Raw genomic sequence first — 21383 nt, 5'->3', positions numbered from 1 at the left:
AGTCAGGGTGTAGCGGCAATGGGTTTATAGGGCGCGACCAGATAAAAGCGCTGGCCGGGCAAGTCCACGGTGACGATATGCGCGCCACGCAAACCGAGCCGGCGACCGGGACCGAAGCTGATCAGCGGGGTCAGCCCGGTATCGAAGTCATGCAGGCCTTCCAGCGCACTGATGAGTTTCTCGCGGCTGGCGTCGCGCCCGGCCTGTTTCATGCCTTCGCTGAACAGCAACATCGAACTGAACGCGCCGACTTGCAGCATCGCGTGCTGACCGCCGAGCCCCTGGCGTTCGCGCAGTTGGGTCAGGGCCAGGCGTCCGGCCAGCGTCCAGTCACTGGGCACGAACGGATAAGCCAGAAACACCCGCCGGGAAAAATCACTGGGCACCTGCAACAGATCACCCGCCACCTGGTTCGACGCAGCGAACAGATAAGGCACCTGCCCCGCCGCCTGCAAGCGCTCGGCGAGGCGACTGAAACCGCCGCCGCTGCCCAGGTAAAACACCGAACGCGAGCCCAGTGGCAGTTCGTCTTGCGCCGAGTCGTAGGCTTTCAGACTGACCTTTTGCCAGTCGTGATCCTGCAAGTACTGGCCGAGGCTCTGCGCCGCCAACCGTTGACTGGGCTCGTCCGGGTAAGTGATCAGCGTCGGCCCCTGGATCACCCGTAAATTAACGGTGGCGTAATCGGCCAGGGCGATCAGTTGCTCGCGCAACCCCGGCAGCGGTTCGAAAATCTGCCGACTGGCCTGCGCCGTGCCCAGCAATGACAGCGGTCCGATCAGCGGAATGCCGGCCCGTTCCAGGCGCGCGGCCAGGTCCGAGTCCAGTGCCGGCGCCAGCGGCGCGATCAGGGCGAACACCTGTTCCTGCTCGATCAATTGATCCAGCGCCTGCTCGGCACTGGCGCTGTCCGGGCCCGGATCGACGATGGTCAGGCGCAACTGCCGGCCATGAATCCCGCCCGCTTCGTTGATTCGCGCCACGCTGCCCCGGAGCACCGCCGCCACCGTGGCGCCCTCCTCGCTCAACGGCCCCTGGCTTGGCAACAAGGTGCCCAGGTGCAGACTGTCGGGGGTCAGGCCGGGGTCGCGGTCCTCGGCCACGCGTTTGAGGTAGGCCGTGAGGTTGCGCTGATCATTCATCGACAGGACGAAGCGCGGCATCGCCGGGTCGAGCCGATTGTTGCCCGGATCACGCCCTTCCTGGATGGCCCGCGCCAACGTGCCTTCGGTATACGCCGGGTAATTACGGCCATTGATTTGCTGCTGGCCGTAAGTGCTGGTGAGCCGCGACCAGCTGAGATCCGGCGGTCGCACCCCGCCTTCGGGCCGCCCGAGGCCATCGGCGCCGTGGCAGTTGGCGCACGGCAGGCTGGTGGCGGGCAACAGTATGTCCGCCGCCCCGACCCGCGCCATGATCGGCTCGCCACTCGCGGACACACCCTCGCGATACAGCCGTTTGCCGGCGCTTTCGTTAGGGCTCAGCGGCAACGCATCAGCGGCGAAATGCAGGCCGCCAAGCAGTAGCAGGCCGAGAGCGAGTGAAGTTCTCATGGCGCGGGCTCAACGACCGGCCACGGGCATTGTCAGCAACTGCAAGCGCTGGGCAATGGCGGCGGCCGGGGCATCGGGACGGATTTTGCTCCAGCGTTTGTTGGCCACGTCACCCACGATCAGTTGTGTTGAATGCTGCTCGGGGGTCGGCACGATCTGGCCGATGCGCCCCAATACAAGGTCCATCTGCGCCTTGTCGCCGGTAAGAAAAAGCCAGTGGGGGCCATCGACGCCCTGCTTCAAGGTGTAAGCCTTGAGTACCGCCGGGGTGTCCCGCAGCGGATCACTGGTAAGGGAAATAAAGGTGATGCCGTCGGCCTTGTCGCCCAGCAACTCACGCACTTCCTTGAGCTTGCGGGTGATCAACGGGCAGGCATCGTTGCAGCGGGTGAAAATCACGTTCAACAGCACCACGCGGTTCTGCAGCGCGTCGCTGTAGAACCGCAGGATCTCGCCGTTCTGGTCCTGCAACGGCGTGTCGGTGAACCAGGTTTTCGCATCGCGCGTGCCAGTGCCCGTAACCAAGCCGGGCGGTGCGGCAACGACGGCCACCGCCGGTGCCGGCTCTTCGTGCCCTTCGTGGGCGAACGCCAGCGAACTGAACAGGCAAAAGCAAACCGTCAGGGAGATCCAGTCGAGGGCTCTCATGGCTGCTGCTCCATCGCGATGGCCGTGTGCTTGGCGTGGACGTTGCGCTGACCGCTGAGTTTCTCCACTTTACGGGCCAACACCGTCGGGTCGGTGAAGCCGTAATAGCGGGTCCAGTGGCGGCTGTTGCCGTCACCCACCAGAATCAGTGGCTGATGGTTTTTGAAGTCCCCGCTGAAGGTGCCCAGTCCCTTAAGGGTTTCGTTGATCGACTGCGAGCTGCCGGTCAGCCAGCTCCAGCCCGGGCCGTGCTGGAAGTGGCGGGCGTAGTCGCTCAGGCGTTTGGCGTCATCGCGCTGCGGGTCGATGCTGATCGACACCATTTGCACCTCGCCGCCGACCCGGGCACCCAGCTGTTTTTGCACCTTGCCCATGATCGACGACACCACCGGGCAAACCGTGGTGCAACTGGTGTAGATGAAGCTCATGACCACAATCTTGTTGGTCACCAGGTCTTTTTCCAGGCGCACCGCTTTGCCGTTCTGGTCCACCAGCGCCACGTCGGCGAACTTGACCTGGGCGCTTTCCGAACGGGCGCTTTTGGCCGGCATTTCGTGACCGGCGTGTTCATCCGCCGAGTGGGCCAGGGCCTGGCCGATACCGGCGGCCAGCAGACAGAACGTCAGCAGTCCACGGTGTGCGAATCGGTTCATGTCGAAACTCCTTTAGTGGGCATCGCCGGGCAGGACCCGAACGCTGGCAAAAGTCTTGTCATCGAAACTCGCGCCCAGCGAGGCCGCGCGTACGTGCAGGTACCAGGCGCCGTTCTGGTCGAGGGTCACCGGGGCTTCATAAACGCCGTCGCCCACTTCCAGCGCGGCGACTTGCTGGACCCGGGACGTCGGGGCCCGGAAGTAGCGCACCTGAACGTCCTTGACCCCGCTGCGCTGTGCCTTCTGCTTGCCCTGAACGATGCGAAAACGCACCACGTAAAGACTACCTAGCGCGGCCGTGGACGTGCCGAGCATGAATTCCACCTTCGGCACACCCGGGTGACGGGTGAGGGTTTTATCCGGCTCAACCAAAGCCGTGAAGCAATGGATGATGTTCGGCTGGTTCAGCAGGAAGGCCACGTCGAAACGTCCGGCGGCGGGCAGTTTGATCCGGGCGCTGTACAGCCCCGGCTCGACTTCGCGCAGGCTGCGGTCGATGACCATCGCCGCCCGCGCCACTTGCCCACGATTGGGGTAGCCGGACATCGGCGCGCTCATGCCTTCGGCGTAGAAGTAGGTGGTGTTGTCCACCGGGTTGACCACAAACACCGCGTTATCGTCCCGCGACACCGCCAGGCTCGATGCCAGCGGCAGGTCACCGGCCAGCCGTGGCGCCTGAGGCCCCGCTTCGAAGCCCTGGCTGATCGGCGTGCGGCCTTCACCCAAGGACGACAGATTGATCATCGTGACCTTGGCCGAGGCCAGTCCGCGAATGTAGGCGTAGGCCTTGGTGAACACCACTTGATAGGGCTCGGCGGACACGTCCAGTTCATGGATCAACGAGTCGGTGGCCGCATCGATAACCGAGGCCTGATTCTCCAGGGTGTTGAGCACGATGCCGAAGCGACCGTCAGCGCTAAAACCCATCGGGCCCAGGCCCTGTTTCATCTTGATCACCCGCCGGACTGCGAGGCTGGTCGTGTCGACCACGGTCACCGTGCCGTCCTTGCCATCGGCGACATACACCGCCTGGGACAGCGGCGAGTACGCCACGGACAACGGGTGCGAGCCGGTCTTGAGTTGCTTGCTGATGGTCAGGCTGGCGATGTCGATGAGGCTCACCGTCCCGTCATCGCGGTTGGTGACGAAAGCAAAACGACTGTCCTTGCTGAAAGCGATTTCGTGATGCCCGGCACCGGTGGCCAGGTGTTTGAGCGTCTTGAGGCTGCGCGTGTCGATCACTGTCACCCCGGACGCCTCGGGCGATTTCGCGTTGTTGCCGACCCACAGCAGACGCTCATCCGGTTGCAATGCCAGTCGTACCGGGTTGCTGCCGGCAGCCACCGAGTCGATCAACTTGAATTGCTCGCTGTCGATCACCGCAATCTCATCGGCGGTCGGCATTGAGACGAACACCCGCTTGTTGTCACGGGGCGTGACCCAATCCATCGGCGGTTGCTTGATGTCGATCCGCGCCATCGTGCTGGTGATGCCGCCCACCGACACCGACGGGTCGACCACCGACACGCTGGCATCGCGGTTCATCACCAGCAGGAAGTAGCTGTTCAGATCGAGCAACGGTCGCGCGCCGATGCTCGATTTCAGAAACACCCCGACCCGGGATTTGCAGCTGTGTGCGCGGCCCTGGGCCTGGTCGGCGGCGACGGTTTCCGGATCGAGCCAGGCACCGGGGGCGACACCCGACAGTGGCTGGCCCGAAGCGCTGTCGGTGACCCGAAAGCGCACGTCGGCGAACTCGCCCTCGCGCAGCACGCCGTCCTGCGCCAGCGGCCGCACCTCGAGCGCCACCGACACCCCGTCACGCTCAAGCGTGTTTTTGCTCCAGGTCTTCGGCAGTGCCACGTCGTTGAGCATAATCGGCTGCGACGCGCGCCATACCCCCAGCCCGATCAGCGCCAACCCTACAACCAGCGCCCAAGCGGCCACTATGATGGTCCTGTTCATATCGTTTCTCCCCTTTCTAATCTGAGCCTGCCGTAACGCGCCCCTGTGGGAGCGAGCTTGCTCGCGATAGCGGTCTGACAGTCGACATCAATGTTGAATGTGCTGGCCTCATCGCGAGCGAGCTCGCTCCCGCAGGTATTGCGTTATTTCCCTGCCCTACGGAACCGGAGCCGGTTCAGGTTCGTTGGTCACCCGCAGCAATCCCCAAAGCCCGGCGGTGCTGCCGTAAGCGCCGTAGTCTCGGAACAGGTAGTCGCCCGGTATTGCATTGCTGCCCCCGGCGCTCGGGTGCATGAAGCTGAAATGCGCCGCCGGCAGAATGCTTTCGCGGGCGCCGATGTACATCGACATCGGGTTGTAGCCGAACCGCACCGAACCCACCCCAGGGGTCATCATCGGATAGCCACCGGAGTCGCTCTTCTCTGACTGGAACGGGTTGACCGACCAGACGTGACCGTCCAACTGGAAGGTCGAACCACGGCTGCCACCGGTCGGCATCAGAATGTGGGTGCGGAACGGTTGCCCCGGTTTCACATACAGCACCGGCGTTTGCGGATCGCCCCCCACCAGCGCATTGCTGAAGGCCATGTGCGCGTTAGGCACGTCGCCGTAACCATGGCCGTCGGCGTGGCCGAACGGCGCATCCGGTGGCAGACCGAAGCGGAACCACATCGGCTCGGTCTTGTAGTTGATGGCCATGCTCGAGTTGTCCTGCGGATCGGTCGGTACACCGGCCTCCGAGGCAATACCTTCCACCGGACGACCATTGGCCCAGCGCATGTTCAACGCCTTCTGCCAGACCATCGCAAAATCGCGGTAGGTGCTTTGCCCCGGTGCAGTGACGGTGGCATTTACTTTGCGCGTGTCTTCAACCCAGGTGGCGCCGACCGGCAGGATGCTCATCGCCCCACCGAGGCCTTTTTGCGGCTGCTTGATGACGTCCGCCGGGGTGAAATTCAGCCCGCCGAATTCCACCGCCGTGGCATTGATATTGTCGACACTGCGGCCCAGTTGCGTGACCGGTTTGCCTTCACGCTCCAGGTGCCCGGCGTAGTACTGATAGGTCCGCGTCGGGTACGCCCCAACATTGCCAACACGCGGTGGCACGGTCTGGATCGGGTTGGTGCCGACGTTGGTCCCGTCGGATTTGGTGATGTCGTACGCCAGCAGTTGGGCGTGCAGGCCCACCGTGCTGGACGGCCGCATCAGGTTATTGCTGAAGGTGGTCGAGCCCTCGCCATCGTTGCGGTCACGCTTGACCATGCCCATCACCGAAGCCGTCTGAGCCAGGTCCGGCATCACCATGGGCAGACGGTTTTCCAGGGTGATGTTGATGCAGTCACCAGCCGCCGCACGCAGCACCAGCGGTTCGACAGGCACACCGGGTTTGAGCTTGCCGGTGATTGGATCGAGGTCGCCCTTGCGCACATAAAGGATCGCCGTCGGATCATGCAATGGCCCGCTTTGCCCGCCGATGGTGAAGGTCCCCTCCACAGGGTCGGTCACCGTGACCTGAGGAATGCTCACTGCCCGCGAGTTGTACACCAGGGTGCCGCCCGCCGGCTTCAACGCCCCGCCGACGTGTTGCCCGATACCGGCCGGATCGGCCATCGACAGGTTCAGCGGATTGCCCAGGATGTCGTTGGCCAGCGCCGCGACCACTTCATAGTTGCGTTGTGGCGTCGGCCGGGTGCCGATACCGTTAGGGTTGGCGCCGTACCGTGGGCAGATGCCATCGAATGCCACGGTGTTGCGCATACCGGCCGGTTTCGCGTTGTTCGGCAGCGCGAACAGGTCGCTGCGCTGGGCCGTGTAGTTGCGCATCACGCCCCAGATCCCGCTCCAGTAACCTTCCAGGGAGGCGTCCATCGAGTACAGGTAATCCCCGGTGGTCGCGGCCGCGCTGGAGATCATCGACACCGGCGCATTGAAGCCCATCTGCTCGGAGATCCCGAGCATCTGCGACGAGCGCCAGCCGGAGTTGGAGCTGTTGCCATAACCGGAACCGCTTTGCAGCCACTTCACGCCGTGCAGGGTCACGTTGTGCTCTTCTTCGTGACCACCGGCATGCACCCGCAACCGGACGTTGTCCCCGGTGTAGGTGCGCAGCATCGGAGTGAACGGGTCACCCGGTTCGGCGCCGCCACGGTTGATGTGTGGCGGGAACAGCGTGGTTCCGCCGGTTGGGCCGGTGGCTGCAGTCACCAGGTTCGGCGCCAGGTTCATCGCCGGGATGGCGCGGTCGGTACGGCTTTGCATGGCGTACGCCAGGTCGCCGCCGAGGCCGTCGGCCTGCATACCACGCTTGCCGTCCGGGCCGACCTTGTTCGGGTCGTACACCCGCAGGGCCAGCGGTTCGTTGCGGTAATTGACCACGAACATGCCAGGGTCATCGACCGAGATAGCTTGTGGGCATGGCCGGCTTGGGCAACCGGGCATAAGTCCACCGCGGGCTTCGACCACCTGTTCAAGCAGGGTCTCGGCTTCTTTTCGCACCGGTGGGTTGATCGCGTAGCGGAAGCTGTCAGCCGTGGCCGGGAAGGCTTGCGGATTAGGCACGCCGTTAGGACCGGCGCCCACGTACACACCGGCTTCATAGGCGTGCTGGAAGTCGCTGTATTCGAGGAAGAACTCACGGAAGCTGTCGTTCTTGCCGTCGCCGTCCAAGTCACCGGTGGACACCACCGCTTGCCACGAAGTGGGTCCGCCGTCCTGCCGCGCGCCGCTGTACAACGGCTCGCCGGTTTCGGCGTGGAACCAGGTCGAACCGGCCGGTTCTGCCAACACGGTGGCGTACAGACCGATCTGTTGGTGAGTCGATGGGCCAAGGTGGTCGTGGGTGAAAATGGTTCCCAGGCCACGGTCGACGCCTTTGGCGTTCACCACCGGATCGACAAACCAGCGCTGCATCGCCGTGCGCGCGCCAACCCAGTCGGCCCGGCCGTATTGGCCGAAGAACGGGTGAGCCTTGGCTTTCGGGCAGGTCGGCGTGCCGTCACGAGGATCGGTGCCTTGGCACTGGTTGAACTCGCGAATGGCGTGGATGCGTTCTTGCACTGCACCGGGGGAAAGTACGCCGTCTTCGTAGTTCCAGCCGTTGGCCGAACCGTCAGCAGCCGTCAGGTCCCATTTCGGCAGGTGAATGTGCTGGCCGATCACGTCGGTTGGCGTGCGCACCTGATAGTCGTCCATTTCATAGGTGGCCGGCACCAGGTTGGTTTGCTGGTACTGCACGCAGTCGAAGGTGTTCATGCGCATCACCAGAGGCTCTGGCGGCCGCTGCTTGTTGATCACCGGCCAGGCGTCTTCCCACAGCGCGAGAATGCGCGCTTGCGGGAAGTGGTAACCGACTTTGTTGTAGACCGCATCGAACTGAATGTTCGCGGCTTTATAGACCCGTGGACGGTCGGCGGTGAACGTCGAGGAACCGCTGAAGGACATGCCATCAACCCGCTCACCGCTGTTGAACTCGCCGGTGCCGGCGCTACTGGTCAGGCGTTTTTGCCGGTCATCCATGCACGGTTCGTAATACGGTGCGCCCGCGATCGGCAAGGCGCCGTTGGTGCGGAAGCTGCGCGCCACGATTTGATTACCGGGCAGCACGGCGAAGCTTGGGTGGTCTTTTTTGGCGTGGAACGCCATGGCCGCCTGTTCGACTTCGGTGCCCTCTTCCGGCATGTAAATCGGCTTGGCGCGCGTCACTTCCTTGGAGAAATCCAGGGACGTGGTAATGGTGTGCGCCTGGCCACCGGAGGAGAAGCCGTCCAGAGAATGGCGCCCCAAACCGCCATCCCAGCCACCGGACTGAGCCGGGTCGAGATTGGCCCACAAGGCGTTGCCGCTGGTTTTCAAGGCCTGAGCCTTGGCAGCGTCGAGCATGTCCAGCGGAGGGGTCGGTGGGCGTTGGCCGACCGAGCTTTCCATGCCGCCGATCCAGAACGGATAGCCAGGGTTTTTCAAGCTGCCGTCAGCATTGCGGTTGGCTTCACTGCGATCCACCAGGGCCAGGGAACCGATGGCCCTAGCGCCGCCGTTACCGCCGTGATGTTCGCTGTCGTCATCCTCCTCGTCATCGTCGTCACCACCGGCCACCAGGGTTTCGCCGATTTTCGGCACGACCGCGACTTTGCCCGGCATCGGCGCCATGGCTTTGCCTGGCAGGGGCACGACGGCTGGAATAGGTGTGCCGGCAACGATCTCGCCATCGGGCAAGGCGCGGGCGCCTGCCGCTGGTTTACCGCTGCGCAGTGCATAAGGTTCGCTGTGATAACCGTCGCCCCCCTGTTGGGACACCTCGAGTTTGGTGCCTTCTTCGAACACGTCATGCACCCGCCACATGCTCCACATGCCTTGGGCAAAGTGCGGATAGAAGTGGCAGTGATAGATCGCATCGCCCGCGACCCGGTTGCGGTTGCCCGACCCACCGTTGGCGATTTCGTAGGTGTAACCGGCGCCCGGACCGATGCCTTGGGCGTCCACATAGTCTGAGTTGTCGTCGTTGGGGTTGAACAACCACTGGTGCCCGTGCAGGTGGAAAATGTGCTGCTCGTGACCGTTGTGGGTGTTGCGGAATTTGATGAAGTCGCCGATGTAGCTGTGGTTGACGTTGGACGGCTCGGACGGGTACAGCGCCATGGTCGCCTTGACCCCGATCTGATCGGCGCTCGGCGTTTCACCGGGACGAATATTTTCCAGGCCGGCGTTGGCCGGCACGTCCACCAGCATGGCCACATCGCCGACGGTGTGGGAGCTGAGGAAGAATTCTTCATAGGCGCAGGACAGGCAATCGTGCATCGGCCCGACGCCCAAACGGTTGGCGACCACTTCGGCGCCCATGCCTCCGGAGCCATAGTTGATCATGAACGAGTCGCGAGTCGGCTCCAGCACGTGGGCCATCACCGGGTCCGCCCAGTAAGCGGGGAACGCCTGGGTCGCGGCAGTTTCATCCTGGAACTGCGAGGCGAAATCGCGGAACGGTTCCAGACGATTCGGGATCGCCGGGTTGCGTTTTCCAATGGCTTCCAGCGGATAGGTCGACGGCGGGAAGCTGCCGTCGGCGTTGCTGCCCATCACGATCGCGTCGCTTTCGCTGGAAATGATTTCATTGCCGTTGACCATGTTGATGATCGGCAGGCCGGCCTTGCCTTCACGGATCCACGGTTCGCGCTGCGGGTAGCGCGCCTGGTAATCAACGATCGGTTGACCGGCCGGGGTGCGGCCGACACTGGCCAGGCGCATTTCTTCTTCGGTCACGGTGTTGCGATAGGTGCGGCCGCCCTTGGGCACCACTACCACTTGGCCGAACAGTCCGTTGGCCACGTTGCCCGCATCCCCTTCACCCCCGAAGGTCGCGCCGCGGCTGCTGGCGGCAAACGCCCCTTCGCGCTCGGCGTACAAGGTGTAGGAACGGGTGGCGCCGGGGGCAATCAAGGTATTGGCGTTTCGTCCGGTATAGGACGCAATGTCGTCGATGCTGTTGACCGCTTGCATGCCATTGACCTGGAAGCCGACGTGGCGGTCGGTGACCTGCTCATCGACCTTGAATTGGTCTACGTTGCCGATGGCGACTTCGCCCTCAATCTCACCCTCACCCTCCTCCCCGTTTTCATGGCTGCCGGGGTTGGCCTGGTAGGCGAGCAAGTTCTGCAAGTTGATGGTCAGGCAGTCACCGGCAGCGACGCGCAGTACCAGTGGACGCGGACGCTTGTCGGGCCGCAGCGAGACTTTGCCCGGCACCGCCGCCCCGCCCTGGGCCAGGGACATCTCGTGGTCATCGACCACATCGCGGCGCAGGGCGAACATCATGCCGTTGACGTTTTGCGCGCCGAGGCGGTTGAACATCAGCGGCTGATCCAAGGCCACGACGTTGGCCACCAGATTACGCTCGCAGCGCACGGCCGCTTCGACCAGCTCGATGCCCAGCATCGATGCCACCAACAGCAGCAGATTTAACAAGGACGGAGCGTAGGGTATGCCGGTCATGATCACGGGCCTCGCTGTGGTACTCATTTGGAATAAATCTCGACAAATCCCCTTGAGCAATCCGCATGCCATAAATAATTTAGTTATTTTTCAAACTGTTACATAAACGACTTAACAACTCGGGGGATATTCCCCATCTATTCCCCCCACTTTTCGGGCTGAAGAAACTTCCCCCAAAACGCAAATTTCGTAACAACCGTCGAAGTCGGCGTTCGGCTCTGTAGCAGCTGTCGAGCTTGCGAGGCTGCGTTCGGCGGCGTAGCCGTCGTAAAACCTGAACGTGAGGTTTTCCTGAAACACCGCGTTGGCGGATCTCACGACGGCTGCGTCCGAACGCGGCCCGCGCCGAACGCAGCCTCGCAAGCTCGACAGCTGCTACAGGACGATTGCGGTCTTCGGTCGGCGGTACGGATCGGGTTGCCCCACATATGGGGGAAACCCCCAATCACAGCGGCGCATCCGCGGCCAGGCCCTGCAAGCGTCGGTATTGGCGCAAGACACTGGGCACGTAACGCTGGGTTTCGGCGAACGGCGGGATCACCCCGCCACGGCTGAGCACCGCTTGCGGCCCGGCGTTGTAGGCCGCCACGGCGAGGCTGATGTCGTTATCGAACAGGGTCATCAGGTGCTTCAGGTACTTGGCGCCACCCTGGATGTTGGCTTTCGGGTCGTAGACATTCTTCACCCCCAACTCCCGGGCGGTGTCAGGCATCAATTGCATCAACCCTCCAGCCCCCTTGGGTGACCGGGCACCGGAGTCGTAGGCGGACTCGGCCTGAATCACGGCATGCAACAGCGCCGCCGGTAACTGATTGGCCGTGGCAGCCGCCGAAACCAGCTCGGCATAGGGCTGCCGGGCAATCATCTGGGGTTGCTGATCCGTGCTGACCCGGGTGGATTCTGGCTCGTGAATCACCCGTTCATAGGTGCGGCCGGGATGGTGGACATTGGACAGAACGTAGCTGCCCTTGGCGTCCACGGAAACGAACACATCGGCCTGTACGACGCCGGTCAGCACCAGCAGACCGAGCAGTCCTGTGGTGAGTGTTTTCATTATTTACCTCCCTGCCCGGCCCCGAAAAATGGGGCTAATGCCCCAATGGCCGGTAGTAAACCAGCCATACGCAAGCACTGTGCCGGATGCGCGCAGGCCCGTAATTCAGGGGTTGCAGAAGAATGTCCGGCATGTGCATGGCAATTGCATAAGCCTTCATGGCGACCCTTCTGCCGACTGTGTGAGGTCATCATGAATCAGCGTTTGCGTTCCGCCCCGCGTGCTCAAAGCGGGTTCACCCTGCTCGAACTGTTGGTGGTGTTGGTGGTGCTGGGGCTGTTGGCTGGCATCGTCGCGCCGAAATATTTCGCCCAACTGGGCCGCTCCGAAGTGAAGGTTGCCAAGGCGCAAATAGAAGGCCTGGGCAAGGCACTGGACCTGTACCGTCTGGAGGTCGGTCATTACCCGTCGACCGAACAGGGTTTGCAGGCGCTGGTCACCGCGCCCAGCGATGAAACCAAATGGACCGGCCCTTACTTGCAGAAAAAACTCCCGCAGGATCCGTGGGGCCGTAACTACAGCTATCGCTGCCCCGGCGAAAACGGCGAATACGACTTGCTGTCCATGGGCAAGGACGGACAACCCGGCGGCGAAGGCGAAAACGCCGAAGTCACCAGCTGGCAATGACGGGAGGCGATCATGCGTTTTCATCTCAAAGCCGTTGGCAAGGCCGGCGTCGTCTCGATGACCGTCGAGGCGCTCGGCCACAGCGAAGCCCGGTGCATCGTCGAAGACCAGGGCTATCGGGTGATCAGCCTGTACGCCGAGCGTCACTGGCGTGCGCTGCGGGTTCGACAGCGCGAGACCTTCAACCTGGTGCTGTTCAGCCAGGAACTGACGACGCTGCTCAATGCGGGCCTGCCGTTGATCGATGCGCTGGAAAGCCTGGCGGAAAAAGAGAACGCGCCCCAGGCCCGCAAGACCTTGAGCGAACTGGTGCGCCTGCTTTATGAAGGCAAATCGTTCTCCCAGGCACTGGCCCAATTGTCGGCGGTTTTCCCTCCGCTCTACGTAGCGTTGGTGCAGTCCAGCGAGAAGACCGGCGCCGTGGGCGACGCCTTGGGCCGCTATGTCAGCTATCGCCAGCGCATGGACGAGGTTCGGCAAAAAATCGTCAGCGCTTCGATCTACCCCCTGCTGTTGCTGGTGGTGGGCGGTGGCGTGGTGTTGTTTCTGATGGGCTACGTGGTGCCGCGCTTCAGCCTGGTGTTCGAAGGGCTGGGCTCGAACCTGCCGTGGCTGTCGCAGATCCTGATGAGCAGCGGGATGTTCCTGCACACCCATCAGGGCGAATTCTTCGGCGCATTGCTGGCGATCATCGTCGCCCTCACTTTCCTCCAGCGCCAACCGGCCTTTCGTCGAGGCCTGGACCGTGTGATTGAAAAACTCCCGGCGGTCCATCAACGCATTTTCATGTACGAACTGGCGCGCTTCTACCGCTCGCTGGGGATTCTGCTGCAAGGCGGGATTCCCCTCGTCACCGCCATGGGCATGGTTCGCGGCCTGCTCACCGTCGCCTCCCGCGCGCGTCTGGACCAGGCCTGCGAACGGGTGCGCGAGGGTCAGTCGCTATCGACCGCGCTGGAACTCAATCACCTCGTGACACCGGTGTCCCTGCGCTTGCTGCGTGCTGGCGAGCAGTCCGGCAACCTCGGGCAAATGATGGAACGCAGCGCCGACTTCTACGACGAAGAAATCAGCCGCTGGATCGAATGGTTCGTGCGGCTGTTCGAACCCTTGCTCATGACCTTCATCGGCCTGCTGATCGGGGTGATCGTGATCCTGATGTACATCCCGATTTTCGAGCTGGCCTCGAGTATTCACTGACCCCTGGAACAGGGTCGAGCTGGACGTTTCAGAACTCATCGACGTGACAACTGAATAAAACCGTACGGTGAGGTGTTTACCCACTGAATCAGGTAGCAAGTTGCATTCATCAACGTTCCAAGCTGAATAAGAAGACGGAGAACGATATGCACATGAAAAAGCTTTTGCTCGCAGTGGCTATTGGCGCAGTTCTGTCGGCATCCACCGTTCTGATACCGGATAGCCTGTCCGGTATGTCGAGTGCTCAAGCCAAAGACGGAGGCAGTGGCGGTGGTGGAGGCGGTGGTGGAGGCGGCGGTGGCGGTGGCGGCGGTGGCGGTGGCGGTGGCGGTGGCGGCAATGGTGGTGGTGGCGGCGGCAATGGTGGCGGTGGCGGCGGTAATGGTGGCGGCGGTGGAAGCGGTGGCGGCGGCAATGGCGGTGGTCACGGCGGAAGCGGAAGTGGCGGCAACAGTGGCAGCGGTCACAGTGGCAGCGACCATGGCTCGGGTCATTCCGGCGATTCAGCCTCATCGTCCTCCGGGCGTAGCGGCACTCATGCCGAAGCGGGGGATGATCATGGCGTGCATCGCTCCGGTGAAATCGGCGATGACCACGGCGTGCATCGCTCCGGTGAAATTGGCGATGACCACGGTGTGCATGTCGGCGGTGAGCCGGGTGACGACCACGGTGTGCATGTCGGCGGTGAACCGGGTGACGACCATGGTGTGCATGTTGGTGGCGAGCCTGGCGATGACAAAAAGTCCTGACAACCGCTGATGCCCAAACAACACATATCACTATAGGAGCCGAGCTTGCTCCGGCTCCTACAATGGATCGTGTTAACCGCCGATAACGTCAGCGACTATCAACGGAGCGGGACAGCCAGGGCGCGAACAATCGCGTCGCCATCGGCATGAACAGGTACACCACCGACAGCACGATGGTCAGGGTGATCAGGAAGGTGGCAACGATGTAATTGGAGAGGAAAGCGTTGAGCTGCAGCAACGGCCCCCAGATCAGCGGCACCAGCAAAGTGTGCGGCAGAATCACCAACAACGTCACCACGGCCTGCTTCCAGCGCGGCGGTGGCGATCCCGCTTCGGCCTGCGGGGCGAACCAGAATTCATTAACCGGACTGACCTCAGTCTGATCACCGTCCGCCAGCATTGGCGTGGCTTCGTTGACCAGTGCTTGCCGTTGCGGCGAATCGAGCCAGCGCTGCATCGCCTCGGTGGAGCAAAAACGCAGCACGCAGGTGAACATATCCAGGCCGCCGCTCTTGCCGCGAATCACGTCCACGCCCAAATGCCCTTCGCTCTGCCCCGCCACACCCACGATGTGTCGAAGCCAGGCTTCGTAAGGCACTTCAAAACCGGCCTTGACCCGGTGTTTGACGATCAGGGTCACGACTTCCTCGAAACGATTGGATTCGGGCATCACGCAAGGCTCCGGTGAAACGGACATTGAGCACCGGCCGTTTCGGCCCGGCGATGAAGAGGCTGCTGAACAGAATCAACAGCAGCAAGCCGAACAGCCCTTCGGCCACGCTGTAGTTAAGCAGCTTCTCCTGGCCATCAGCTTTCTTCCAGGCAAAAAAAACGGCTTCATAAGAGACCGCTCTTCCTTCCCACGACGGTATAGATACGCGCCGGAAAATTCACAGCCGTCGCCAGATTCGCCACCCCATCCATATTCACCCGAAAGAGGATGGACAATTTACTGCCATCCCCGAGTTCCTTCAGGTAATCGCGAGCGGCTTTGCGCACGGCTTCGAAGATGTATGGGCAGGAATGGCCTCATCGCGAGCAAGCTCGCTCCCACACTGAAATGCGGTCCCTTGTGGGAGCGAGCTTGCTCCGGGCGGCGTTCCGACGATGAGGCCCTGAGCATCACCGACTGATCCGGGCCATTCATACGACTGTCGAATTTATCCCCACCTTTCCCCACGCTTCTGTTAAAACCCGAACTTTCCTTTTCATCCTCCGGCCCCCTGCATGTTTTCGAATTTGATGAGCCGCTTGGGCCGACGCTGGCTGCCGCTGCTGTGCATGGCCGTGCTAATTGTCGGCTTGCCGGTGAGCTGCGGCGTACTCAAGTACACAGAGCGCGAGCTGCTGTTTCGTATTGAGCCGGGCAACGCTGGTTGGTATCGCGGTCTGCCGAAGGATGTTCAGGAATTCGACATCAAACCCGCCAGCTTCAAGGCCGGGCAAAGCCTGCATGCCTGGTGGTACGCACAACAACAGCATGAGCCGGGGCGGTACCCAGTATCGCCAGGCACTCGACGGCTTGATGAATACAAAACCAACACAAATGGCCGGGCCGGCGGTTACGCGGATTTTTCGGGAGTCTTGAGATCTATCGGTAACCGCGGGCCTGCAAATCAAACAACTGCGCATAGCGCCCGCCCGCGGCCACCAGACTGTCGTGATCGCCCCGCTCAAGGATCGCTCCATGGTCCAGCACGATGATGTGGTCCGCATTGCGCACGCTGGAAAACCGGTGAGAAATCAGCAACGTCATCCGGCCTTCGGTGTGTTCACTGAAATGCTCGAACACCGCCGCTTCCGCCGCCGGGTCGAGTGCAGAAGTTGGCTCATCCAGAATCAGAATATCGGCGTTGCGCCGCATGTAGGCGCGCGACAACGCGATCTTCTGCCATTGCCCGCCGGACAGCTCCTGCCCCCCGGCGAACCACCGCCCCAATTGCGTGGCATACCCTCGATCCAGCCCCTCGATGAAGGGCGCGGCCATGCCCTCGGCTGCGGCCTCCTGCCAGCGCTGTTCATCGTTGAACGCCAGCGTGTCACCCACACCGATGTTCTCGCCGACGGAGAATTGGTAGCGGATGTAGTCCTGAAAAATCACCCCGATGCGCCGCCGCAGCGCGTCTTCTTCCCACGCTTGCAGATCGCTGCCGTCCAGCAGGATGCGGCCCTGATCAGGACGGTACAGCCGAGTCAGCAATTTGATCAGCGTGGTCTTGCCCGAACCGTTCTCCCCCACCAGCGCCACACTGTGCCCGGGCACAAGGTGAAGATCGATGCCTTCCAACGCAGCGCGACTGGCACCCGGATAACGGAAGCCGACGTTTTCGAAACGCAGGCCATCGCCGGGTACCGCGCCCACGGAGAGGTTGCCGGTATCCGCCACAACAGGTTCGGCCAGGTATTCATAAAGACTGGAGAGGTAAAGGCCATCTTCGTAGAGACCGCTGATGGCGCTCAAGCTGCTGCTCACCGCCGTCTGTCCCTGCTTGAACAACACCAGGTACATGGTCATCTGCCCGAGGCTGATGTTGCCATGGACGGTATCGACCACCACCCAGGCATACGCCAGATAAAACGCGCCGGTGCCCAGTAGACCGAGGACAAATCCCCAGCTATCTCGACGTAGCGTCAGGCGCCGGTCTTCGGCATAGAGCCGCGCGAACGTCTCGCGATAACGTTTCAATAGCAGCGGCGCGAAGCCGAACAGTTTGACCTCTTTGATGTAGCCCTCGTGGGAGAGCAGCGTTTCGATGTAAGTCTGTTGCCGACTTTCTGGCGCACGGCGAGTGAACAGTCTGAAAGCATCACCGGAAAAATGCGCTTCGGCAAAGAACACCGGCAACGCGCCGATCACCAGCAACACCAGCGCCCAAGGCGAAAAATGCACCAGCAACACGCCGAAGCTGATCAACACGATCAGATTCTGGATCAGCCCCAACGACTTCATCACCAGCGCCAATGGCCGGGTCGAGGCTTCGCGGCGCACCCGAACCAGTTTGTCGTAGAACTCGGAATTCTCGAACTGCACCAGCGATAACGTCTGGGCCTTCTCCAGAATCATCGTGTTGACCTTTTGCCCCAACTGCACCCGCAACAGCGATTGCTGGACCGACAGCGCACGCTGAGTCCCGGACAGCAACGCAAGCACGCCCGCTTCAAACAGCACATAACGCACGACCGGCCACAACGGCGCACTGCCCTGTTGCGCGTGCAACTGCATGGCGGTGACGACCGCATCGACGATACGTTGGCCTAACCACGCGGCTAGTGCAGGAAGTACGCCGGCGATCAGCGTAGCCAGTACCAATCCCAGAAACAGTCCGCGAGACGTTGCCCAGACCAGCAGCAAGGCGCGTCTCGCCTGGTCGAGTAATGATGTGAAACGATCAAGAACAGGGTTCACTCCGTGAGCTCCACCTGATACCTCGCCCGATACCGTCCCGGACTTTCTCCCGTCCACTTCTTGAACGCCCGGTGAAACGCACTCGGTTCCTGAAAGCCAAGCTGCTCGGCAATGTCACTGATGCTCGCTCGGCTCTGGCGCAGCTGTTCGAAGGCAACGGCACGCCGCACCTCGTCCTTGATCTCCTGATACGAACACCCTTCCCGTTCGAGCTTACGGCGGAAGGTGCTGGGGCTCAGGTGCTGTTCCAGGGCGAAGGCCTGCAAGGTCGGCCATTGGCTGTAATGGCTGTTACGCAGGCGCTGGTGGACCTGCGACGCCAGGCCGTGCTGATTGCGAAAACGGATCACCAGCCATTGCGGCGCGGTGCGCAAAAACACTTTCAGGGATGCCAGATCCTGAACCACCGGCAGGCGCAGGTAGTGGCTGGCGAATTCGATTTCGGTACGCTCGGCACCAAAGGTCAGGTTCGGTCCCCAGAGCAAACGGTCATCGCTGAGCGACACACGCTGATGGCGAAAGTCTGCGCGGTCGATGGGGATGCGCCGGCCACCCAGCCAGCAGAGCAGACTGATCATCAACACCAGAAACGTCTCCTCGCCCAAACGACTGACGTCGCTGTTTGGCGAGTGGTTTTGCAAGCTGATCACCGCACGTTTTCCACGCACCGTCAGCGTGCCGCGAAAGTCGTGGAGGAATAGCGCGAAATTGGCCAGGCACTGGCGCATGGCTTTGTGCAGGTCTGGTTCCTGAATCAATGCCCGGCAGATCAGGGCGAAACCGCCCGGCGGCATGCCATGGGAGTCGAGCCCGAAGAACTCATCGTTGAGCTCGCGGATCTGAATCAACCACAACGCGGCAAACGCACTCGCCGGTACACGCGCGGTGGGCTGCTCCATCAACGCCGGATCAATGCCGGCCTGTTCAAGCGCAGCCCTCTGACGTTGCGGATTGTCTCCCAGCCCATGGATCATTGCCTGCACGAAGTAGGCGGAAACCGAGTCCTTTTCCCGCATGTGAACGCTTCTCTCCCCATCACCCGAATGGCAAAAAACACCAGTGCCGTTGAACAGTTTCGGCATAGGACAACCGCCCTGCCGGCTCTAGACTCGCGGCCAATAGTACGCCTTAGGCCACTACGGCGGCCAAGGTATCGCGGGATTTGATCGGAAGGACAGAACATGAATCTGCAAAACATTGGCGTGATCGGCGCGGGCACCATGGGCAATGGCATTGCGCAAGTCTGCGCCTTGGCCGGTTTTAACGTGACCTTGCTCGACATCTCCGAGAGAGCCCTGCAAAAGGCCGTTGCGACCGTCGAAAAAAACCTCGATCGGCAGGTTGCCAAGGAAACGCTGACGCAAGAGCAAAAACTCGCCGCCCTGGACAAGATCCGTACCAGCACCGATTACAGCAGCCTGCTGAACGTGCAACTGGTGATCGAAGCCGCGACCGAAAACCTCGAGCTGAAACTGCGCGTGCTGCAACAGATCGCCGCGCAGGTCAGCAACGATTGCGTGATTGCCTCCAACACGTCTTCGCTGTCCATTACCCAGCTCGCTGCCAGTGTCAGCCAACCTGAGCGCTTCATCGGCCTGCACTTCTTCAACCCGGTGCCGGTGATGGGCCTGATCGAGGTGATTCGCGGTTTGCAAACCAGCGACGCCACCCACGCCCTGGCGCTGGACATGGCGACCACTCTCGGCAAAACCGCGATCACCGCGGGCAACCGTCCGGGTTTCGTGGTCAACCGGATTCTGGTGCCAATGATCAACGAAGCGATCCTGGTGTTTCAGGAAGGCCTGGCCAGCGCCGAAGATATCGACGCCGGCATGCGCCTGGGCTGCAATCAGCCAATCGGGCCGTTGGCGTTGGCGGACCTGATCGGCCTGGACACCGTGCTGGCGATCCTCGAAGCCTTCTACGAGGGCTTCAACGATAGCAAGTACCGCCCTGCTCCACTGCTCAAGGAAATGGTCGCCGCCGGTTACCTGGGGCGCAAAACGGGGCGTGGCTTCCATGCCTATGCCTGAGCGTTGCTCGCGCTTTGCCGAGTACCGGGACAAGGTGCTGGAGCTGTTCGCCTGCAAAGGTTTCGGACAGGTCGGCATGCGTGAGCTCGCGACCTGCCTGGGGCTCGCTCCCGGCTCGTTGTATCACCATTACCCCAGCAAACAGCACTTGCTGCTCGACCTGATCGAAGAGTTCTACGAAGAGTTGCTGGCAACCTTGGGGCGGATCGAGCAAAAGGCGCCGGCAAAACGTGACAAACTCCATGCCCTGATCCGAGCGCATTTGAACCTGCATCAGGAGATGCCCTGGCATTTTCGTCTGGCAGAGCGTGACAGCGGCTGCCTGAATGAAGAGCAACAGGAACGGGTTCGGCAGCTGCGCGAGCAATACGAGCGCAAATTGTTGCTGATGCTCGGGGCCCGGTCCCGCTTCAGTGAACAGGGTCTGCTGGCCGCCGGACATGCAATCGCAAACTTACTCAACAGCGCACCCGGCTGGTTGGCGCAACATTCGCTGGATGAGCGAGAGCGCGTTGAGCTGTTGGAGAGTCTGGTGAGTGGAGCCATCGAACGTTTGCTACGCCCCTCGGTTCCACGCGCAGCAGCTTGAGGACCCAGGACGATATCCCCGTGACCGTGGATCGACACAGGCGCCGGAAGCCATAAGCCACGCCGCTTCAATAGAAAAAACATCTAAACGATTCCTGCCAATCACGACATCTAACGCTTTGCTAAAGGGAGCCCAATCACTGCGGAGCCTGAGGTGAATTCGGCCTCTCTTCGCCTCTTCGTTACCGGGAGCAAAGCATGAAAATCAATCCCTACCTGATCTTCAACGGCGACTGCAAAGCCGCCTTCACCTTCTATGCCCAAAGCCTGCCAGGCCAGATCGAAGTCATGATGACCTTCGGCGAAAGCCCCGCACGCGAGCACTTTCCGGCGGACTACCACAACCTGATCATCCACACCCGCCTGCTGGTGGGCGATCAGGCAATCATGGGCTCGGACACAACACCTGATCGCCCCTCTGACGAAATGAGCGGCTGTTCGGTTTCACTGAATGTCGACAGCATTGCGGAGGCTGAACGGGTGTTTTCTGCGTTGTCGGACGGCGGCAAGGTTGAAATGCCACTGGAAACCACGTTCTGGGCGGCTCGCTTCGGCATGTTGGTTGATCGGTTTGGTGTCTCGTGGATGGTGAATTGCGAAAAGGATCAGTGAAACTCACTTTCTCAAGATCGAGTAGGAGGCGGCTTTACAGCCGCCGTCCTCTCACACCACCGTACGTACGGATCCGTATACGGCGGTTCAAGCTATGCGGCTAAGCCGGTTTATCGTATCCAGTACCGAAACTAACCCAAGCTGACCCCATAGTTTCTTCGGCAGCGCCTGATTCATATGAGATGCGCCTGAGCTCCACCATGGGCCTCGGCCATTGAAGGCTGATTTGCAGGCGCGAGCTTCGCTAAGCCCCAGGCGCATCAAGTTACGTGCCCTCGTTGAGGGCCGCTTCCATTGTCGCCAGACGACGCAG

Annotated in this window: 16 protein-coding genes and 2 pseudogenes; 7 read left to right on the top strand and 11 right to left on the bottom strand. The window is 61.7% G+C overall.

Features of this window, described 5'->3' with window-relative positions; genetic code table 11:
* Positions 1–2: 2 nt before the first annotated feature.
* The 7 genes from CUN63_RS24500 to CUN63_RS32380 form a co-directional block, all read right to left on the bottom strand.
* Positions 3–1553: an ABC transporter substrate-binding protein gene (locus CUN63_RS24500; RefSeq protein WP_129443218.1), complete on the bottom strand. Its 1551-nt coding sequence runs from the start codon at positions 1551–1553 to the stop codon at positions 3–5.
* 9 nt (positions 1554–1562) lie between these two features.
* Complete coding sequence (locus tag CUN63_RS24495; RefSeq protein ID WP_129443216.1) at positions 1563–2201, bottom strand: SCO family protein; 639 nt, start codon at positions 2199–2201, stop codon at positions 1563–1565.
* Positions 2198–2854 (bottom strand): SCO family protein, encoded by a 657-nt coding sequence (locus CUN63_RS24490; protein ID WP_129443214.1) that lies wholly within the window; start codon positions 2852–2854, stop codon positions 2198–2200. The genes CUN63_RS24495 and CUN63_RS24490 overlap by 4 nt, the downstream gene beginning before the upstream one ends.
* 12 nt (positions 2855–2866) lie before the next feature.
* Positions 2867–4819 carry a cytochrome D1 domain-containing protein gene (locus CUN63_RS24485; protein WP_129443212.1) on the bottom strand — a complete coding sequence of 651 codons (1953 nt, stop codon included), beginning with the start codon at positions 4817–4819 and terminating at the stop codon, positions 2867–2869.
* Positions 4820–4975: 156 nt separating this feature from the next.
* On the bottom strand, positions 4976–10801 hold the full coding sequence (gene mnxG, locus CUN63_RS24480) for a manganese-oxidizing multicopper oxidase MnxG (RefSeq protein ID WP_129443210.1): 5826 nt from the start codon (positions 10799–10801) through the stop codon (positions 4976–4978).
* 445 nt (positions 10802–11246) lie between these two features.
* On the bottom strand, positions 11247–11855 hold the full coding sequence (locus CUN63_RS24475) for a lytic transglycosylase domain-containing protein (protein WP_129443208.1): 609 nt from the start codon (positions 11853–11855) through the stop codon (positions 11247–11249).
* Positions 11856–11889: 34 nt separating this feature from the next.
* A complete protein-coding gene (locus CUN63_RS32380; RefSeq protein WP_256657586.1) occupies positions 11890–12015 on the bottom strand; it encodes a hypothetical protein in 126 nt (41 codons plus the stop codon).
* Between the two features lie 32 nt (positions 12016–12047).
* Here CUN63_RS32380 and gspG point away from each other — a divergent pair, with 32 nt between their 5' ends.
* From gspG to CUN63_RS31750, 3 genes are all read left to right on the top strand, one after another.
* Positions 12048–12482 carry a type II secretion system major pseudopilin GspG gene (gene gspG / locus CUN63_RS24470; protein ID WP_129443206.1) on the top strand — a complete coding sequence of 145 codons (435 nt, stop codon included), beginning with the start codon at positions 12048–12050 and terminating at the stop codon, positions 12480–12482.
* A 12-nt stretch (positions 12483–12494) separates the two neighbouring features.
* A complete protein-coding gene (locus CUN63_RS24465; protein ID WP_129443204.1) occupies positions 12495–13682 on the top strand; it encodes a type II secretion system F family protein in 1188 nt (395 codons plus the stop codon).
* 146 nt (positions 13683–13828) lie between these two features.
* Positions 13829–14431 (top strand): hypothetical protein, encoded by a 603-nt coding sequence (locus CUN63_RS31750; protein WP_256657585.1) that lies wholly within the window; start codon positions 13829–13831, stop codon positions 14429–14431.
* An 88-nt stretch (positions 14432–14519) separates the two neighbouring features.
* Here the strand turns inward: CUN63_RS31750 and CUN63_RS24455 are convergent, their stop codons facing one another.
* A complete protein-coding gene (locus CUN63_RS24455; RefSeq protein WP_129443202.1) occupies positions 14520–15101 on the bottom strand; it encodes an antibiotic biosynthesis monooxygenase in 582 nt (193 codons plus the stop codon).
* A 557-nt stretch (positions 15102–15658) separates the two neighbouring features.
* Here CUN63_RS24455 and CUN63_RS32370 point away from each other — a divergent pair.
* Positions 15659–15899: pseudogene (locus CUN63_RS32370) on the top strand (alpha/beta hydrolase); the annotation flags it as partial.
* A 123-nt stretch (positions 15900–16022) separates the two neighbouring features.
* On the opposite strand, the gene CUN63_RS24440 reads toward CUN63_RS32370, so the two are convergent.
* A complete protein-coding gene (locus tag CUN63_RS24440; RefSeq protein ID WP_129443200.1) occupies positions 16023–17837 on the bottom strand; it encodes an ABC transporter ATP-binding protein in 1815 nt (604 codons plus the stop codon).
* On the bottom strand, positions 17834–18853 hold the full coding sequence (locus CUN63_RS24435) for an AraC family transcriptional regulator (RefSeq protein WP_129443198.1): 1020 nt from the start codon (positions 18851–18853) through the stop codon (positions 17834–17836). The genes CUN63_RS24440 and CUN63_RS24435 overlap by 4 nt, the downstream gene beginning before the upstream one ends.
* A 165-nt stretch (positions 18854–19018) precedes the next feature.
* Between CUN63_RS24435 and CUN63_RS24430 the strand changes: the two genes are divergently transcribed.
* The 3 genes from CUN63_RS24430 (at position 19019) to CUN63_RS24420 (ending at position 21070) form a co-directional block, all read left to right on the top strand.
* Positions 19019–19870 carry a 3-hydroxybutyryl-CoA dehydrogenase gene (locus tag CUN63_RS24430; RefSeq protein ID WP_129443196.1) on the top strand — a complete coding sequence of 284 codons (852 nt, stop codon included), beginning with the start codon at positions 19019–19021 and terminating at the stop codon, positions 19868–19870.
* A complete protein-coding gene (locus CUN63_RS24425) occupies positions 19857–20459 on the top strand; it encodes a TetR/AcrR family transcriptional regulator (RefSeq protein WP_256657584.1) in 603 nt (200 codons plus the stop codon). The genes CUN63_RS24430 and CUN63_RS24425 overlap by 14 nt, the downstream gene beginning before the upstream one ends.
* A gap of 197 nt (positions 20460–20656) precedes the next feature.
* Positions 20657–21070 carry a VOC family protein gene (locus tag CUN63_RS24420; protein WP_129443194.1) on the top strand — a complete coding sequence of 138 codons (414 nt, stop codon included), beginning with the start codon at positions 20657–20659 and terminating at the stop codon, positions 21068–21070.
* Positions 21071–21157: 87 nt separating this feature from the next.
* On the opposite strand, the pseudogene CUN63_RS32365 reads toward CUN63_RS24420, so the two are convergent.
* Positions 21158–21383 (bottom strand): annotated as a pseudogene (locus CUN63_RS32365) (group II intron reverse transcriptase/maturase); the annotation flags it as partial.

Source organism: Pseudomonas sp. ACM7 (genome assembly GCF_004136015.1).
Lineage (GTDB): Bacteria > Pseudomonadota > Gammaproteobacteria > Pseudomonadales > Pseudomonadaceae > Aquipseudomonas > Aquipseudomonas frigoris.
This window is presented reverse-complemented; position numbering and strand designations above follow the sequence as displayed.

What these genes read in the sequence shown, in the direction of transcription:
- CUN63_RS24430 (WP_129443196.1), top strand. Translation starts at nt 19,019, where the DNA reads ATGAATCTGCAAAACATTGGCGTGATCGGCGCGGGCACCATGGGCAAT.
- CUN63_RS32380 (WP_256657586.1), bottom strand. Translation starts at nt 12,015, where the DNA reads ATGAAGGCTTATGCAATTGCCATGCACATGCCGGACATTCTTCTGCAA.
- CUN63_RS24490 (WP_129443214.1), bottom strand. Translation starts at nt 2,854, where the DNA reads ATGAACCGATTCGCACACCGTGGACTGCTGACGTTCTGTCTGCTGGCC.
- CUN63_RS24420 (WP_129443194.1), top strand. Translation starts at nt 20,657, where the DNA reads ATGAAAATCAATCCCTACCTGATCTTCAACGGCGACTGCAAAGCCGCC.
- CUN63_RS24465 (WP_129443204.1), top strand. Translation starts at nt 12,495, where the DNA reads ATGCGTTTTCATCTCAAAGCCGTTGGCAAGGCCGGCGTCGTCTCGATG.
- CUN63_RS24500 (WP_129443218.1), bottom strand. Translation starts at nt 1,553, where the DNA reads ATGAGAACTTCACTCGCTCTCGGCCTGCTACTGCTTGGCGGCCTGCAT.
- CUN63_RS24435 (WP_129443198.1), bottom strand. Translation starts at nt 18,853, where the DNA reads ATGCGGGAAAAGGACTCGGTTTCCGCCTACTTCGTGCAGGCAATGATC.
- CUN63_RS24455 (WP_129443202.1), bottom strand. Translation starts at nt 15,101, where the DNA reads ATGCCCGAATCCAATCGTTTCGAGGAAGTCGTGACCCTGATCGTCAAA.
- CUN63_RS24425 (WP_256657584.1), top strand. Translation starts at nt 19,857, where the DNA reads ATGCCTATGCCTGAGCGTTGCTCGCGCTTTGCCGAGTACCGGGACAAG.
- CUN63_RS24485 (WP_129443212.1), bottom strand. Translation starts at nt 4,819, where the DNA reads ATGAACAGGACCATCATAGTGGCCGCTTGGGCGCTGGTTGTAGGGTTG.
- mnxG (WP_129443210.1), bottom strand. Translation starts at nt 10,801, where the DNA reads ATGACCGGCATACCCTACGCTCCGTCCTTGTTAAATCTGCTGCTGTTG.
- CUN63_RS24495 (WP_129443216.1), bottom strand. Translation starts at nt 2,201, where the DNA reads ATGAGAGCCCTCGACTGGATCTCCCTGACGGTTTGCTTTTGCCTGTTC.
- CUN63_RS31750 (WP_256657585.1), top strand. Translation starts at nt 13,829, where the DNA reads ATGCACATGAAAAAGCTTTTGCTCGCAGTGGCTATTGGCGCAGTTCTG.
- CUN63_RS24475 (WP_129443208.1), bottom strand. Translation starts at nt 11,855, where the DNA reads ATGAAAACACTCACCACAGGACTGCTCGGTCTGCTGGTGCTGACCGGC.
- gspG (WP_129443206.1), top strand. Translation starts at nt 12,048, where the DNA reads ATGAATCAGCGTTTGCGTTCCGCCCCGCGTGCTCAAAGCGGGTTCACC.